Annotated in this window: 17 protein-coding genes; 7 read left to right on the top strand and 10 right to left on the bottom strand. The window is 60.0% G+C overall.

The window, feature by feature from the left end:
• Positions 1-593: 593 nt before the first annotated feature.
• Both PBDP_RS22835 and arfB read left to right on the top strand, forming a co-directional pair.
• A complete protein-coding gene (locus PBDP_RS22835) occupies positions 594-2015 on the top strand; it encodes an amino acid permease (protein ID WP_109753886.1) in 1422 nt (473 codons plus the stop codon).
• Between the two features lie 111 nt (positions 2016-2126).
• The gene (gene arfB / locus PBDP_RS22830) at positions 2127-2540 is read left to right on the top strand and encodes an alternative ribosome rescue aminoacyl-tRNA hydrolase ArfB (RefSeq protein WP_025215135.1); all 414 of its coding nucleotides are present in this window, start codon (positions 2127-2129) and stop codon (positions 2538-2540) included.
• Here arfB and PBDP_RS22825 read toward each other — a convergent pair.
• The 4 genes from PBDP_RS22825 to PBDP_RS22810 all read right to left on the bottom strand — a co-directional run bounded on the left by PBDP_RS22825 (position 2537) and on the right by PBDP_RS22810 (position 5419).
• The gene (locus PBDP_RS22825) at positions 2537-3736 is read right to left on the bottom strand and encodes an MFS transporter (RefSeq protein WP_109753887.1); all 1200 of its coding nucleotides are present in this window, start codon (positions 3734-3736) and stop codon (positions 2537-2539) included. The genes arfB and PBDP_RS22825 overlap by 4 nt on opposite strands.
• A gap of 102 nt (positions 3737-3838) precedes the next feature.
• A complete protein-coding gene (locus PBDP_RS22820; RefSeq protein ID WP_109753888.1) occupies positions 3839-4033 on the bottom strand; it encodes a hypothetical protein in 195 nt (64 codons plus the stop codon).
• Positions 4034-4110: 77 nt separating this feature from the next.
• Positions 4111-4254 carry a hypothetical protein gene (locus PBDP_RS22815; protein WP_162893862.1) on the bottom strand — a complete coding sequence of 48 codons (144 nt, stop codon included), beginning with the start codon at positions 4252-4254 and terminating at the stop codon, positions 4111-4113.
• Positions 4255-4396: 142 nt separating this feature from the next.
• Complete coding sequence (locus PBDP_RS22810; RefSeq protein ID WP_109753889.1) at positions 4397-5419, bottom strand: transporter; 1023 nt, start codon at positions 5417-5419, stop codon at positions 4397-4399.
• A gap of 259 nt (positions 5420-5678) precedes the next feature.
• On the opposite strand from PBDP_RS22810, the gene PBDP_RS22805 reads away from it, so the two are divergent.
• Complete coding sequence (locus PBDP_RS22805; protein WP_109753890.1) at positions 5679-7304, top strand: methyl-accepting chemotaxis protein; 1626 nt, start codon at positions 5679-5681, stop codon at positions 7302-7304.
• Between the two features lie 79 nt (positions 7305-7383).
• On the opposite strand, the gene PBDP_RS22800 is transcribed toward PBDP_RS22805, so the two are convergent.
• Together PBDP_RS22800 and PBDP_RS22795 are read right to left on the bottom strand one after the other, a co-directional pair.
• Positions 7384-7689, bottom strand: coding sequence for a PepSY domain-containing protein (locus PBDP_RS22800; protein ID WP_053124450.1), 306 nt, complete (start codon positions 7687-7689; stop codon positions 7384-7386).
• Between the two features lie 151 nt (positions 7690-7840).
• On the bottom strand, positions 7841-8968 hold the full coding sequence (locus PBDP_RS22795; protein ID WP_212801365.1) for a glycerophosphodiester phosphodiesterase: 1128 nt from the start codon (positions 8966-8968) through the stop codon (positions 7841-7843).
• Between the two features lie 245 nt (positions 8969-9213).
• Here PBDP_RS22795 and PBDP_RS22790 point away from each other — a divergent pair, with 245 nt between their 5' ends.
• Positions 9214-9540: a DUF2025 family protein gene (locus PBDP_RS22790; protein ID WP_212801364.1), complete on the top strand. Its 327-nt coding sequence runs from the start codon at positions 9214-9216 to the stop codon at positions 9538-9540.
• A gap of 493 nt (positions 9541-10033) precedes the next feature.
• On the opposite strand, the gene PBDP_RS22785 is transcribed toward PBDP_RS22790, so the two are convergent.
• Complete coding sequence (locus PBDP_RS22785) at positions 10034-10744, bottom strand: CTP synthase C-terminal region-related (seleno)protein (protein WP_212801363.1); 711 nt, start codon at positions 10742-10744, stop codon at positions 10034-10036.
• Between the two features lie 14 nt (positions 10745-10758).
• Here PBDP_RS22785 and PBDP_RS22780 point away from each other — a divergent pair, with 14 nt between their 5' ends.
• Positions 10759-11706 (top strand): LysR family transcriptional regulator, encoded by a 948-nt coding sequence (locus PBDP_RS22780; protein ID WP_212801362.1) that lies wholly within the window; start codon positions 10759-10761, stop codon positions 11704-11706.
• Between the two features lie 92 nt (positions 11707-11798).
• Positions 11799-12332: a DUF1003 domain-containing protein gene (locus tag PBDP_RS22775; RefSeq protein WP_212801361.1), complete on the top strand. Its 534-nt coding sequence runs from the start codon at positions 11799-11801 to the stop codon at positions 12330-12332.
• Positions 12333-12347: 15 nt separating this feature from the next.
• On the opposite strand, the gene PBDP_RS22770 is transcribed toward PBDP_RS22775, so the two are convergent.
• Entirely contained in the window at positions 12348-12956 is a 609-nt protein-coding gene (locus tag PBDP_RS22770; RefSeq protein WP_212801360.1) for a TetR/AcrR family transcriptional regulator, read from the bottom strand.
• 189 nt (positions 12957-13145) lie between these two features.
• On the opposite strand from PBDP_RS22770, the gene PBDP_RS22765 reads away from it, so the two are divergent.
• Positions 13146-14204: an MBL fold metallo-hydrolase gene (locus PBDP_RS22765; RefSeq protein WP_116833291.1), complete on the top strand. Its 1059-nt coding sequence runs from the start codon at positions 13146-13148 to the stop codon at positions 14202-14204.
• A 17-nt stretch (positions 14205-14221) separates the two neighbouring features.
• On the opposite strand, the gene PBDP_RS22760 is transcribed toward PBDP_RS22765, so the two are convergent.
• Together PBDP_RS22760 and PBDP_RS22755 are read right to left on the bottom strand one after the other, a co-directional pair.
• Positions 14222-14539, bottom strand: coding sequence for a helix-turn-helix domain-containing protein (locus PBDP_RS22760; protein WP_060740988.1), 318 nt, complete (start codon positions 14537-14539; stop codon positions 14222-14224).
• 70 nt (positions 14540-14609) lie between these two features.
• A complete protein-coding gene (locus PBDP_RS22755) occupies positions 14610-15398 on the bottom strand; it encodes an AraC family transcriptional regulator (protein ID WP_212801359.1) in 789 nt (262 codons plus the stop codon).
• Between the last annotated feature and the right edge of the window lie 69 nt (positions 15399-15467).

Here is a 15467-nt window from a genome sequence, read left to right as displayed (position 1 = left end):
AAACAGGCCGGCAACGGCACCGCAGAACTTGTCGGCACGATGCCTTGGCAAGTCGCTGAAAACCTAGTCGAGGGTTTTTTGGATTGCAAAAAAATAATTTTATTTTTTTCGTTTGAACTTTTTATTCCATTTTCGCGGAAGAAATTACTCATTCAAAAACAGTTGGCTGTGTAGTTTTTTGCTTAGGTAGCTAGCTACCGTCAATTTGCAGTCAGCTTACAGAAAATTCCTACATGGAAAATTTACGTTACGGTTTGTAAAGAAATATTGACGATTTTTGCCTATCAAGCCGGCCTGTACCGGTGTTTGGCTGCGCTGTAAGAAAAAGCTGCCGAAGAGGTCGGTTTGACGGGTTTTCCGACACTTCGCAGCGCTTGTTTCAAACCGGCGGGACGGGTCAGATGCGCGGCAGACCTGATGTACGGGGTGCGCGGGTGTCTGGTCGCGGTGGGGCAGCGGTGTACAATGCGCCGCGTTTTACTGTGACCCTTCGCGTACCCACGCATTTTCAAGGTTATCCGCCTTGTTCACTCCGCCACGCCACGAGCGTGTCGGGTTCGATTTCGTCACAGATAAAAACAAATAGGTGACGCATGACCGTTGTAGAAAATACGCATTCAGGCGAGCTGAAGCGCGGCCTGAAAAATCGCCACATTCAACTGATCGCCCTCGGCGGCGCGATCGGCACCGGCCTGTTCCTCGGCTCGGCGGGGGTTCTGAAATCAGCCGGCCCGTCGATGATCCTTGGCTACGCCATCTGCGGTTTCATCGCCTTCATGATCATGCGCCAGTTGGGTGAAATGATCGTTGAAGAGCCGGTGGCCGGTTCCTTCAGCCATTTTGCCCACAAATATTGGGGCGGTTTCGCCGGGTTCCTGTCGGGTTGGAACTGCTGGATCCTCTACATCCTGGTGGGCATGTCCGAGCTGACCGCGGTCGGCAAGTACATCCATTATTGGGCTCCGGAGATCCCGACCTGGGCTTCGGCAGCCGCGTTTTTCATCCTGATCAACGCCATCAACCTGGCCAACGTCAAAGTCTTCGGCGAGGCCGAGTTCTGGTTCGCGATCATCAAGGTCGTGGCGATTGTCGGCATGATTGCCCTAGGCAGCTACCTGTTGGTCAGTGGCCATGGCGGCCCGCAAGCGTCGGTGACCAACCTGTGGTCCCACGGTGGATTCTTCCCCAACGGCGTGAGCGGGTTGGTGATGGCCATGGCGATCATCATGTTCTCCTTCGGTGGCCTGGAAATGCTCGGTTTCACCGCCGCCGAGGCCGATAAGCCGAAAACCGTGATCCCCAAGGCCATCAACCAGGTGATCTACCGGATCCTGATTTTCTACATCGGTGCACTCGTGGTGCTGCTGTCCCTGACCCCTTGGGACAGCCTGCTGACCACCCTCAACGCTTCCGGCGATGCCTACAGCGGCAGCCCGTTCGTGCAGGTGTTCTCGATGCTGGGCAGCAACACCGCCGCGCACATCCTCAACTTCGTCGTGCTGACCGCCGCGCTGTCGGTGTACAACAGCGGCACCTATTGCAACAGCCGCATGCTGCTGGGCATGGCCGAGCAGGGCGATGCGCCCAAGGCCTTGGCCAAGATCGACAAGCGCGGCGTGCCAGTGCGTTCGATCCTCGCCTCGGCGGCCGTGACGCTGGTGGCGGTGTTGCTGAACTACCTGATCCCGCAACATGCGCTGGAGCTGCTGATGTCGCTGGTGGTCGCGACCCTGGTGATCAACTGGGCGATGATCAGCTACTCGCACTTCAAGTTCCGCCAGCACATGAACCAGACCCGTCAGACACCGCTGTTCAAGGCGCTGTGGTATCCGTACGGCAACTTCATTTGCCTGGCGTTCGTGGTGTTCATCCTCGGCGTAATGTTGCTGATCCCCGGCATCCAGATTTCGGTCTATGCGATTCCGGTGTGGGTGGTGTTCATGTGGGGGTGCTACGTCATCAAGAACAAGCGCAGTGCCCGGCATGAACTGGCTGTGGCGGCTGCCGCCAAGTAAGCGATTCCCTAAAACAACAAACCCGGCCGAGCGCCGGGTTTGTTGTTTTAGGGGAAGGTGTTGTCCGGGGGATTCGCTGTATCCTGTGGGGCCTGATACCGGACGCTTTCCATGCTGGCGATTTCCAACACCGTGCACATCCCCGACGCCGAGATCGAGCTGACGGCCATCCGTGCCCAGGGTGCAGGTGGGCAGAACGTCAACAAGGTTTCCAGCGCCGTGCACTTGCGCTTCGACATTCCGGCCTCGTCGCTGCCTGAATTCTACAAGGAGCGGCTGCTGGCCCTGCGCGACAGCCGCATCACCAGCGACGGTGTGCTGATCATCAAGGCACAGCAATATCGCACGCAGGAACAGAACCGGGCCGATGCCCTGGAGCGCCTGGTCGAACTGATCCTCAGCGCCACCAAGGTCGAAAAGAAACGCCGCCCGACCAAGCCGACCCTGGGTTCGAAAAAGCGTCGCCTGGAATCCAAGACCAAGCGCGGTTCGATCAAGGCCGGGCGCGGCAAAGTGGATTTCTAGTTTCTTTCCCGCTCCTGGCGATGCTTTGGCGCCTGTCGGTACAGGTAGATGCTCAATGCCAGGCCACCCAGGGCCGCCAGTGCGGCGAACAAGAAGATCGAGGCAAAGCCAAAACCTGCTGCAATCGCGCCGGCCAATGGCCCGGTGATCCCCAACGACAAGTCAATGAACAGCGAATAAGCGCCCACCGCCGCGCCACGGCTGGAGGCCGGCACCAGGTTGACCGCTTCCACGCCCAGCGCCGGAAACACCAGGGAAAAACCGAAGCCGCTCAACGCCGCGCCCGCCAAGGCCCAATGGGCATCCGGAGCGAGCCACAGCAGCAACAACCCCAGGGTTTCCACCGACAGGCAGGCAATCGCCACGCGAAAGCCGCCCAGGCGGTTGATCAGGTTGCCAAAGAGCAAACGCGCGCCGATGAAGCTGGCGCCGAACAGGCTCAGGCACAGCACCGCGTTGTCCCAGTGCTGCGTTGCGTAATACAGGGTGATGAACGTGGCGATGGTGCCAAACCCGATGGAGCCCAGGGCCAGGCCACAGCCGTGGGGCAGGACGCGTCCCAGCACGTGCATGAACGGCAGGCGCTCGCCTACGACGATGGGCGCGGCGGTTTTGCGCCAGGCCAGTGCCAGGCCCAGCAAGCCCAACAAGATAATGCTGACGCCCATGCTCCACAGCCCCAGGCGATTGACCAGCCACACTCCCAGTGGGGCGCCAATCGCCAGCGCGCCATAGCTGGCGATGCCGTTCCAGGAAATCACCTTCGCGGTATTCGCCGCGCCGACCCGGCCAATGCCCCAGCCAATCGAACCCGAGCCCACCAGGCTTTCCGCGCTGCCCAGCACCAGGCGACCGATCAACAGGCTGATCAGGCTGAACACTGGCAGATGGGGCGTCCAGGCAGACACCAGCATGAACACACCGCTCAGACCGCAGCCGGCGAGGCCGAACATGACCGCACGCTTGCTCCCCAGGTTGTCGATGATCTTTCCTGCATAAGGACGGCTGAGCAGGGTGGCCAGGTACTGCACGCTGATCACCAGCCCGGCGATCACCGCGCCGAAACCCAGCTCGCCGTGGACATATCCAGGTAGCACGGCCAGGGGAATACCGATGTTCAGGTAGCCAATGAATGTGAACAGGACGATGGAGACGACTTGCAGCGTGACCGCCAGGGGGCGCTGGGAATCTGACATGAGGAAAAGGTCCACGGAGCAGCAGGATAGATAGGCTGCTTATGATAACGGCGAGCGTGGTGGCTGGTCTTGGAAAAGTAAAACTATTTGCCCAATGGTTGCTCAGCGATCGTTTTGTCCGGCGACCAGGTGCGTGGTGACCAGTGCGGCGAGGGCGTTTTCTTCGGTGCCGAAACGAGCCAGCAGGGCAGCTTGTTTCTCGGGAGAAAGGCGTGTCCAGATCTCGACCATTTTCTCGGCGGTGCCGATCAGTACGCTGGCCTGGGCTTCGCTGAAGGTCGGGGTGTCATCGGTCATGGTGCGGGGGCTCGGGATTCAGGCAGTGTGGAAAGCGCATATTAGCGCTTTCCACACGGTCTGGTGGTGCGGGTGAATCAGTCTTCGCTGTCGGCCTGGCGGCGTTCAGTGGCTTCTTTCGGCTCGGGTTGCTGGGCGTCTGGTTGCCCCCCGGCTTGTAGCGTGGTCGTCTGCTCAGTGTCGTGCAGGCTTGGGAAGGGGAGATTAGGGATCTCGTGCATATCGCGCTCCTCGCAAAGTCTGTTGATAGATCTGGTAGATCCGCGCTTTTAAAAAGCCTGGGCAGGATACCCCAGGAGAAATGACAAAAAGACTTTTAAATCCTGGTGTGCCGACAAAAGGGGTTGTCTGGACAGGTCATGCTCAATAGTCGCGGCGCTTGCGAAATGCCCATCGGCCGGCAATCAGCGTGAAGGTGACCACCAGCGCCACCAGGATCCAGAAGCCTTCAGGATCGCCGGCCAGCGGCACGCCACCGACGTTCATGCCAAAGAAACCGGCAATGATGTTGATGGGCAACGCCAACACCGTGACCACCGTCAGGGTGAACAGGGTGCGGTTGCTTTGTTCGTTGAGGTTGGCGGCAATTTCTTCCTGCAACAGCTTGATCCGTTCGCCCAGCGCGGTGAGGTCGTTGATGATCAGGGCGAATTCCTCGGTGGATTTGCGCAACTCCTTGACGTCTTCTTTCTGCAACCATTGCGGCGGGCGGTTGAGCAGGCGCAGCAACGAACCCGGCTCCAGGGCCAGCAGGCGTTGCAGGCGCACCAGTACCCGGCGGTTGCTGCCCAGCTCGGCGCGGTTGGTGGACAGCCGCGAGGACAGCAACTGATCTTCGACCAGGTCGACGCTGAGGCTGGTCTTGCGCACGATCTGGGTCAGCACTTCGCCCTGGTCGCGCAGCAAGTGCACGAGTAATTCCACTGGCGAGCGAAAGCACTCGCCGGCCTTGACCGACGAGCGCAGCTTGTCGACCGAGTGCAGGGGCTGCAAGCGCGCGCTGACGATCAACCGACTGTGCACGCACACCCACAATGTGGAGACATCCGAGGACACCATGTTGCTGAGGTTGAACACGACGTCGTTCACCACGGCCAGCAACGCCGAGTCGACGTGTTCGATGCGGGTCGAGCGTGAACCTTCGTGCAAGGCTTCGAAAAACTCCTGAGGCAGGGCCAGGTGATTTTTCATCCAACGCTCGCACGCGGCATGAGCCAGGTTCAGGTGCAGCCAGAGGAACTCGTCGGTGTCTTGCGGGTGTTGCAGGCTCCGTAGGGCCTGGGCCGAATCTATCTCCTGCCCACGCTCGCCGGGGTGGAAACGAAACCCGTAAAGCAGGCCGAACAGGTCCGGATCGCGGTGGCTTTGATCGATGCTGTGGTTCATGAAGTCTCGCTGGCGGGAAGTGCCTGTCGCGGCTGCAGGTTCACTTAAGTGCCATCATCGCAAGCTTTCTTGATGGTTTTGTGACAGTTCTATGGGCGCCGCGAAGGGCTGGCACTACCGGCAGTCGCCAGGGCTCAAGAATGCCTTCAGGCGGGCCGATGGTGTGTACATATCCCGGTATTCGGGTTGCGACGCGGTGTGTTGCGGACATGGAGGTCGGGACGTCGTTCCTGTTCTTTTCGCTTAGAGATTGCCTCCCATGTTTCTACAGAAATCCCTCAGAGCCCAGATTCTCGCCTTGTTGAGCGGCAGCCTGTTGGCGATGTTGCTGATCGCCCTGGCGTCCTTTCATTTCCTTTCCAATGGCGTCCAGAACTATCACAACCTGATCGAGGGGCCGTTGCGTGCCTCGCAGTTGATCGATGAGGCCAACCTGCAGTTCAAGGTGCAGGTGCAGGAATGGAAAAACGTTCTGCTGCGCGGCAAGCAGCCGGCGGATCTGGATAAATACTGGAAGCAGTTTGAGGAGCGTCAGCGTGATGTCCAAGGCATCCTCGGCGAATTGATCGGGCGTGCAGGTGTGCCGGCGCCCATCAAGACCCGTATCGAGGCTCTGCGCGATGAGCATCGTCAGTTGGGCGCGGCCTACCAAAAGGGCCGTGATGCCTTTGTCGCCTCCGGTGGCGATCCAGCGGCGGGCGATGCGGCGGTCAAGGGCGTGGACCGTGCGGCCAGTGAGCAAATGAGTGCGCTGGTGGTGGAGCTGCGCAAGTTGGGCACCGAGCAATCGATGCTGATCAGCGCCGATGCCGATCGCACGATCATGCTCGGCACGGTGATCATGCTGGTGTCGGGCATGTTGATTGGGTTGTTCAGCCTGTGGTTGGTCAATCGCAACCTGGTTCAACCGATCCGTAACCTGATCGAATACGTGACCCGACTCAGTCATGGGCGTTTCGCCGAGCGTGTGACGAGCAACCGTCAGGACGAACTGGGCAATCTGGCGGTAGCGGCCAACACACTGCGTGATTTCCTGGCTGAAACCTTTACCCGCCTGCAACGCAGTGCCACGGAACTGGACAGTGCCAGCGGTGAGCTCAATGCCATCGCCAGCCTGATGAGCCAGGGCACCAGCGAGCAATTCGAACGCACCGATCAGGTAGCGACGGCGATGAACGAAATGTCCGCCACGGCCCAGGAAGTGGCCCGCCATGCCGCCGACGCGGCGCGGGCGGCCGATGATGCCGATCAATCGGCGCAACAGGGCGAAAAGGTCATGCAAGGGACCATCCACACCATCACCCGGATGCGCGGCGAGATCGCCAACACGGCCACGGTCATCCGTCAGTTGGAAACCGACAGCGGGCGTATCGGCAAGGTGCTGGAAGTGATCCGCGGGATTGCCGAGCAGACCAACCTGCTGGCCCTCAACGCTGCCATTGAAGCGGCGCGGGCCGGGGAGGCGGGACGCGGTTTCGCGGTGGTTGCCGATGAGGTGCGTAGCCTGGCCCAGCGCACTGCGTCGTCGATCATCGAGATCAACCAGATCATCCAGACTGTACAAACCGGTGCGGTGGACGCGGCCCACGCCATTGAGAGTGGACAGTCCCGCAGCGAAGAAAGCGTGGAGCAAGTGACCCAGGCCGGTGCGATGCTCGAGCGCATCACCCAGGCAGTCGAAGCCATTCGCGACATGAACCGCCAGATCGCCACCGCTGCCGAGGAGCAGACTTCCGTGGCCGAAGACATTTCGCGCAACCTGACTGAAATCACCTGCATAGCCAGCACTAACCTGGACAATGTGCAACGCACCGAAGCCGCCAGTCGGGATCTGCATGGCTTGTCGGGGCAGTTGAATGAAGTGACGGCACGGTTGAGTGCCTGACGGTAGTTCGCGTTAGTTATCGATAAACGCAAAAGAGCCGCGCAACCCCAAGGTTACGCGGCTCTTTTCTACTGATGGATCAAGTGTCTTGCTTGTTGCTCAAGACCTTGCCGGTCGTGGCATCAAAGTCCACGTCGAATTCTTTACCGTCGGCGGTTTTCAATTCGACTTCATACTCATAACCGTTGAAATGATTGTCCAGGTCGGTGTCGGTGATGGTCGCGCCCGGGTGCAACTTCAGGGCTTCTTCGTTCATCGATTCAAGGGACTTGATCTTGCCTTCCTTGACCAGTTGTGGGATCTGGTCGATGCGTACATCGGCCTGGGCCAGGCCAGCGGTGAGGGTCAGGGCGGCAGCGGTGAACAGGGCAGTCAAAGTTTTCATAAGTTCTTTCCTTGGTGTCATTAAGGGGGGAGTCGTTTAAGTGGTGCCAGATTATCTGTGGCAACTTAATTCACCCTTAATTCGAAAAAACTTCTGAAGTGCCGAGTGGGGGCCTATGGGGCAAAGTCCTCCCCCATAGGCGTGTTCGGGTTCAGTAGCCGTTCTTTTCCAGTAACTGCGCGACGCTGCCAGTCTCGGGGCGCTTGAAGTAGTTGAGCAGTTCACTGGCGCGGTTGGTGAAGATGCCATCGACGCCGGCATCCATGACTTTCTTGAAGTCCACCGCTTCATCCACGGTGTAGACATGCACCAGCAGACCCTGGTCATGGGTGTACTGGTTCATCCACGGTTGCACCAGGTCCGAGTAACTCTGGCTACCGCCGTGGGTCAAGGCGGCGGACGGTCCGGTGCCTATCGCACCCTGAGCCTTGGCGTACTGGACCCACTTTTCGAATTCGGCCTTGTCCTTGGGTTCCTGCTTGGCGTAATAGACCGCCTTGTCCGTTTCACCGGATTGGGCAAAAGGCACCTTGGACTTGGGCTCGATGTTGCCTTCGCCCACCCACAACAGCAGGATCTTCGGCACTTTCGGCATCTCTTTGTGCAGCAGTTCGAGGCTGCTCTTTTCAAAGGTCTGCAAGACCACCTTGCCCTTGCCCTGGCCGACCCCGGTGGCGCGTTTGGCCAGTTTCGACCCGGCCGGGCTCAGCCAGCCGCGGTCCTGCAATTTGTCCTTCAGATCACGTTCGATGCCGGGGAACAGCTTCGGCTCCTTGGTCTCGATGTACAGCCCTGGTTTGTGCAGCGGGTTGCCCTCGGCGATGTCGATCACTTCATCCAGGGTGAGGATTTTCAGGCCGGCGAATGAAGGGCGGGCACGGTCCGGGTAAGCGGTGTTGAACCAGCTGCCGGCATCGAGAGTCTTGAGTTCCGTCATGGTGAACTGGTTGGCGGTGCTGTCCTTGCGTTCGGGAAACTTGGCCGCGACATCCGTGGTGCGCAGCAGGCTGTCGTCATGCAGGACGAACAACACACCGTCCTTGCTGCGTTGCAGGTCCAGTTCCAGGTAGTCGGCGCCCAGGTCGCGGGCCAGTTTGTAGGCGGCGGCAGTGGATTCCGGCGCATCGAACGAGGCACCACGGTGGGCGATGACCGCCGGGTGCGGAATGCCCTGGAGGGCTGCCAGCGCCTTGGGGGGCGGGGCCTCGGAGGCTTGTGTCTGGCCGAAGCCGAGCAACAGGCTCAGCACCAAGGCGCTGCGGGTAAAAGTGACAGGCATGCTCGAAATCCTTTCGTGGGTGTGTGCAAAAACCTATCTTTTAGCAACTGAACGCTGTCGGCGCTATCGCCATACCGACATAAACGTGTGCAAAGCAGAATTTTCCCACGCATTTCCAGGATGCTTTGCAGTACCCTTGGCAGCACCAGTTTCCCCGGCAGAGGGAAACCCGAAACCATCGTTCACTTGCCCTGCGTGTAAACCATCGATCAGACGTCCCGAGGGACGCATCCATGAGGTTTACCATGCGCACCACTTCGACATTCATCTGCCAGGCCGCCGACCAGCTCAAGGGGTTTGTCGGTCTGAACCGCAAGACCGGCCACTACATCGTACGTTTCAGCGAAGACGCCTTTGGCATGGACGTGGCCGACGACGGCATCATTCCCGCCAGCGAGTTTGTCTGGGCTGAGGTGGCAGACGGCACCATGGCCCTCAAGCGCGAGCGCATCCAGTTGTTGCTGGACCAGAACATCGACGACCGCATCAACCTCACCGAACCTTTACGGGTGTACATGGCCCGCAGCGACCTGCCGGAAATCGTGGCGGTGCGGCAGTTGGTGGAAGGCTGAACCCCGATCTTGAGTTGAACAAAGACACTGTGGGAGCAAGGCTTGCCCGCGATGGCGGCGGCACATTCAGTATTGATCCAAACTGACCCACCGCTATCGCGAGCAAGCTCAGCTCCCACAGGGGATTTGTGGTGAAGGCAGGATCTGTGAACACCCGAGATTCAGTGTGGGAGCGGGCTTGCTCGCGAAGACGTCGGCACATTCAGTATTGATGCAAGCTGATCCACCGCTATCGCGAGCAAGCTCAGCTCCCACAGGGGATTTGTGGTGAAGGAAGGCTCTGTGAACACCCGAGATTCAGTGTGGGAGTGGGCTTGCTCGCGAAGACGTCGGCACATTCAGTATTGATGCAAGCTGATCCACCGCTATCGCGAGCAAGCCCGCTCCCACAAGGGATCGGGGGGACACAGGATCTGCGTCCACCTCATATCCATGTGGGAGCCGAGCTTGCTCGCGATGGCGGCGTCACAGTCAACATCAATGCAAGCTGCGCTCATGGCCTTGTCCTCGCGCAGGCCTCCACAAACGCAGCAACCAACGGCGGCACACGACCCTCCAGCGCAGCGCGTTCCGGCTGAAATAGCGTAGCGACAAAGAATGGATGGTCACGCAATTCCACGGCCCGCAGATCGCCGGCCGAATCCCGGGCAACGGCGTGCAGGCGCTGGTTCAGCAAATCCTTTTCAAAATCCGGATTGACCCCGAAGCGGCAGTGATAGCCCTCGAAAACCGTCTGGCGACCATAGGCCCTGGCGATCAAGGAACCCACTTCGAGCTGGAGGCTGTCGATGGTTTCGACCAAGGCGCAGCTCAGCGGCGTCAACAGGGCCCGCTCAGCCTCGGGAGCGGTTTCGCCATGGGCGGCATCGGCCCAGCCCATCACGTTACGGGCGTATTCCAGCAAGGCATGCTGAAAGCCGCCGCAGGTGCCCAGGAAAGGGCGACGCTGTTCCCGAGCAAAACGAATCGCGTGCAAGGCGCCGTCTTCGCTTCGGTAAGGACTGCCGGGCACGCACCAGACGCCATCGAAGTCATCCAGAACGTTGTTGTCGGCGATGGCGTCGGTTGCCAACCACTGGCAGCTACTCTCTTGTCCGGTTTGCCTGGCGATGAGCTCAAGGGCGCGGGGGATCGCCCGATGGGCCGTTATCTGTGGGTCATAGTCGCCGACCAGAGCGATGTGTAAAGAACGCTGGTTTTCCATGGGATGTTCGCCGCTTGTTGATTGCTGGTCGCCACTATAGATTGGCGTTCACGCAATCAATATTGGCGTTTATCCAAGTGTTCAATGCATCAACGCACTATCGTCTGGACTACCCGGATCTGTCCCTGATCCTCGCGCTGGTCCGTGGCGGTTCGCTGGCTCGGGCAGCACGATTGCTCCAGGTGGATGTGTCCACGGTATTCCGCTCGGTACGCCGACTCGAGGCGGCCCTGGGCCAACCCTTGTTCGAAAAAAGTCGTTCTGGATACCTGCCCACGAGCCTGGCCCAAGCATTGGCTGAGCAGGCCGAGCGCGCGGAGCAGGCTTTGGAGGCAGCGCGGATCGGTGTGGAGCAGGGGGGCGAGGTCGTCAGCGGCACGGTACGACTGACGTGCACCGACTCGGTCCTGCAAGCATTGCTGCTGCCGGCGTTGGCGAGGTTCATGCCCGACTACCCGGCATTGACCCTTGAGCTGAGCACCTCGAACGACTTCGCCAACCTGAGCCGCCGTGATGCCGACATTGCGTTGCGTTTGACCCGTACGCCGCCGGAACACCTGGTTGGGCGAAATCTGGGGCGCGTGACTTACCGGGTATGTGTCGGCGCCACGTACCTGCGCTCGGCGAGTCCGGATGATTTGGCCTCCATGACCTGGATCGCGCCGGACGACTTCCTTCCCGATCACCCCACCGTGGCCTGGCGCCGCCAATCGCTACCCGGCGTGGTGCCTGCTTATCGCTGCAACAGCATGCTTTCGGTCACCGAGCTGGTGCGAGCCGGCTTGGGCGTTGCGGCGCTGCCGGACTTTCTGATCGATGAACGCCAGGGCCTGAGGCCCCTTGGCGAACCGCTGGAGGGGTATGACACGGCCCTGTGGCTCCTGACTCGTCCGGACTGCCGGGCCTTGCGTTCGGTGGTGACCTTGTTCGATGAGCTGGGGCGCAATCTGCGCTGGCGCTGACTTTCAACGGGGCAGGGTGCGCATGACTCTGGATGACGGTCCCCCAACGGTTATAGTGCGTTGAGCACCAGCCCTTGGCAGAGAACATCACGATGACGAAGTCTTCCCAACCCGCCCACTCCGAACCCGTTGACCACTTGCGTTTTCATCGCCCTCACGCTCATCTGGCGCCGACCTTTGGCAATGATCGCTTTGCGTTGAGAGCGGAGGCGTTCGCGCGTTTTTTCGGGACTCCGACGTTCCTCGGCGCGCAAACCTTGATCGTGCTGATATGGGTCAGCCTGAACCTGTTGGGCGTCGTTCATTTCGATGCTTACCCGTTCATCTTGCTGAACCTGGCGTTCAGCCTGCAGTCGGCCTACGCCGCGCCGCTGATTTTGCTGGCGCAGACCCGCCAGGCCGCTCGGGACAAAGCCCAGGCGGAAGCCGATGCGCAACATCGCGAAGCCTTGGCCATCGCCAACAGCGAGCGCCAGGCCCAGGCCGCGCAGAATACGGCGCAGTTGCTCGAATTGTTGGAACAGAACACCCGCCTGACGGAAATGACCAAGGCATTGACCGAGCGTATCGACAGCTTGACTACCGAACTGCATCAGAAGGTCATGCACAACCCATCGATGCAGTAGTCCTCCATTGGCTGATCAGGCTTGGTAACGGCTCAGGAACATGTCGAGGGCCGACTCGATCACCTGGGTCTGCTCATCCAGGGTCAGGCTTGGTTGTCCCATCGAAACCTGCGGCCAAAAGGCGAACGTCTTGAGTAGCCCATGCATTTGTTGGGCGGCAAATGCCGGTTCCACGGGCTTCAAGCGGCCATCGGCCTGGGCCAGGCGAATCCAGGCAGTCAAGCCTTCCTCACGCTGCCCCATGCGCGCAACCATGTCTTGGGCTCGCTCGGGAGAATGAATGGTTGCGGCAATGGCGATGCGAGCCAGGTCGAGGAAGTTCTCGTCTGCGAGCATGTGCAGTTTGGCTTGCAGCAACGTTTGGAGCTGATCCCGTAGCGGCTTTTGCGGGCTGTAGGGCATGTCCTGTTCTGCGGTAATGCTGTTCCATAACCGATTCAGAATCTCGGCAAATAACTCCTCCTTGCTCGGGAAGTGGTTGTACACCGTGCGCTTCGATACGCCGGCCGTCGCCGCGATCTTGTCCATGCTGGTGATCTCGAAACCGCTGCTACGGAATTCAGCAATCGCGGCCTGGAGGATGGCTTCGCGTTTTCGCTCGGTAAGGCGCTGCGGTGCGGTCATGGGCAATTCGTCGGTTGAGGTGATAGAAATTACACTCGGAAGTTTACTTGCTCCCGGGATTCATGCAATCTAGAAACTACACCGAGTGGTGTAGTTTTGAGTCAGACGGCTGAGCGTGCATGCAACGGCCATCCAGCGTCCCACAACGGCGAAGCGCAATCGCGACGACGTCCTTGGAGTTATCGCACCATGACCATTCCCTCTTTTTCCACCGACAGCCCGTCTGCCTTCCCTTCATCCCGGCAGGAACAGGGCAAGTATCGCAACCACGCCTTCACTCCTCGGGAAGGCTTTGGTACCACCCTACGCATCATCTGGAACATGATCTTCCACAAGCCGCGCACCACCCGGCCTGCGGGCGCCATCGAGGTTCAACCGTTGACGCGCGCCGCGCTGTTGGCCGCGCCTAACAACAGCGTCTGGCGCCTCGGCCATTCCACTGTTCTGCTCAAGCTGCGGGACAAATTCTGGCTGACTGACCCGGTTTTTTCCGAACGCGCCTCGCCCGTGCAATGGGTCGGCCCCAAGCGTTTTCATCAGCCGCCCATCAGCCTTGAAGAGCTGCCGCCGATCGAAGCAGTGATCCTTTCCCATGATCATTACGACCACCTCGATCATCAGGCCATCCTCAAGCTGGCGACCAAGACTCGCCACTTCCTGACGCCTCTTGGCGTGGGTGACACCCTGATCAAATGGGGCATCGACGCCGACAAGGTGCAGCAGTTGGACTGGTGGCAAGGTACCGAGGTGGACGGTATCGAGTTCATCGCTACGCCGTCCCAGCACTTTTCCGGACGCGGCCTGTTCGATAGCAACAGCACCTTGTGGGCCTCGTGGGTGATGATCGACGGCGCCAGCCGAATTTTCTTCAGCGGCGATACCGGCTATTTCGACGGTTTCAAACGCATCGGCGCGCAATACGGGCCCTTTGACCTGACGCTGATGGAAACCGGCGCCTACAACGTCGATTGGCCCCATGTGCACATGCAACCGGAGCAGACACTGCAGGCTCATATCGATCTCAAGGGCCGTTGGTTGCTGCCGATCCACAACGGCACGTTCGACCTGGCGATGCATGCCTGGTACGAACCCTTCGACCGCATCCTGGCCCTGGCCTGGGAGCGCAACGTCTGCATCACCACGCCGCAAATGGGCGAGGCATTCACCCTGACGCAGCCGCAACGTGGCCGGGCCTGGTGGCTGGACGTGGAGCCCTCGGCGTATCAGGACCAGGCCGGTATCGCATAGCGCACGCGGAGCCTGCGCTATTCAATCATTGCGTAATCGGGTCGTCCCATGGGATCCGGCGTCGCGCCCTTGATATTCATGCCGCGCCCCGGTGCGAACCCGGGGAAGAACACCAGGCCTTCGGCTTCCAGCCGGAAGGCCAGGGCCAGGCGGGTCACGTCGAGCAACTCGCCGCCGGCCTCGAAGCGGCGGATAGCCTGGACCGAGACACCGGATTGGCGGGACAGCTCCTCGACACTCCAGCCCAGCATGGCTCGGGCCTGTGCGCTGTGAGCGGGGGTGAATTGATAGACAGCGATGCGTTCCAGAGTGGTTTTGATTGCGAGAGAGGCCATGGGAGTTCTCCAAAGCTGTGGATTCAAAAATACTGTGTTTTTGTACAGTTGTTTTGAGCCCGGATCAATCTCATTTTCTTGATCGGTGACCAGTGGTCTTTTCTAACCAGGCACTCGGGGCGTGGCCCAGGACCCGACGGAACATGGTGGAGAACGCAGCGGGGCTGTCGTAGCCCAGATCAAGGGCTATTCGCGTCACCGCATCACCTTCGGCCAGGCGGGCCAACGCCGCCATGACACACGCTTGCTGCCGCCACTGGCTGAAAGTCAGCGTGGTTTGCCGGCTGAACAGGCGATTGAACGACCGCAGGCTGATATGCAATTGCGCCGCCCATCCCACGGGCGAGGCATGGGCATCGGGATGCTTGAGGAACGCTTGGCACAGGCCGAGCAGGCGTGAATCCTTGGGCAGTGGCAGGTGCAGCGGCAGATGTGCGCTGCGCAGCAGTTCGTGCAGGAGCAGGTCGATCAACACACCATCGCGTCCAGCCTCGTCGTAGTCCGGCGCAAGCTCCACGGCTTCCAACAGCAGCTGGCGCATCAGGGGCGACACATTGATGACCTGGCAGCGGGCATCCATGGCCGTCACCGCCGCCGGCTCGATGTACAGACTGCGGGTGCTGACGCCCAGCATCAGCACTTCATGGGCCACCCCTGGCGGAATCCACACCGCCCGTTGCGGCGGCACCACCCAATTGCCGTCCTCGGTGCTGACCTGCATCACGCCAGTGGCGCCATACAGTAACTGCGCCCGGCGATGGTGGTGCAGCGACAATAAATGTCCGTGGGGATAATCGGTGCCGATGGCGACGACAGCCCTGGGTGTCGCATCCAATAAATCGATCGAGGTGTTGCGCATCGATGAGCCATTCGTGATTGGCGTAAATGCGAACATTATTGGCTGGTTTGCTACAGCAGGCCAGGCTTC

The organism is Pseudomonas sp. St290 (assembly GCF_018325805.1).
GTDB classification, from domain to species: Bacteria; Pseudomonadota; Gammaproteobacteria; order Pseudomonadales; family Pseudomonadaceae; genus Aquipseudomonas; species Aquipseudomonas bijieensis.
This window is presented reverse-complemented; position numbering and strand designations above follow the sequence as displayed.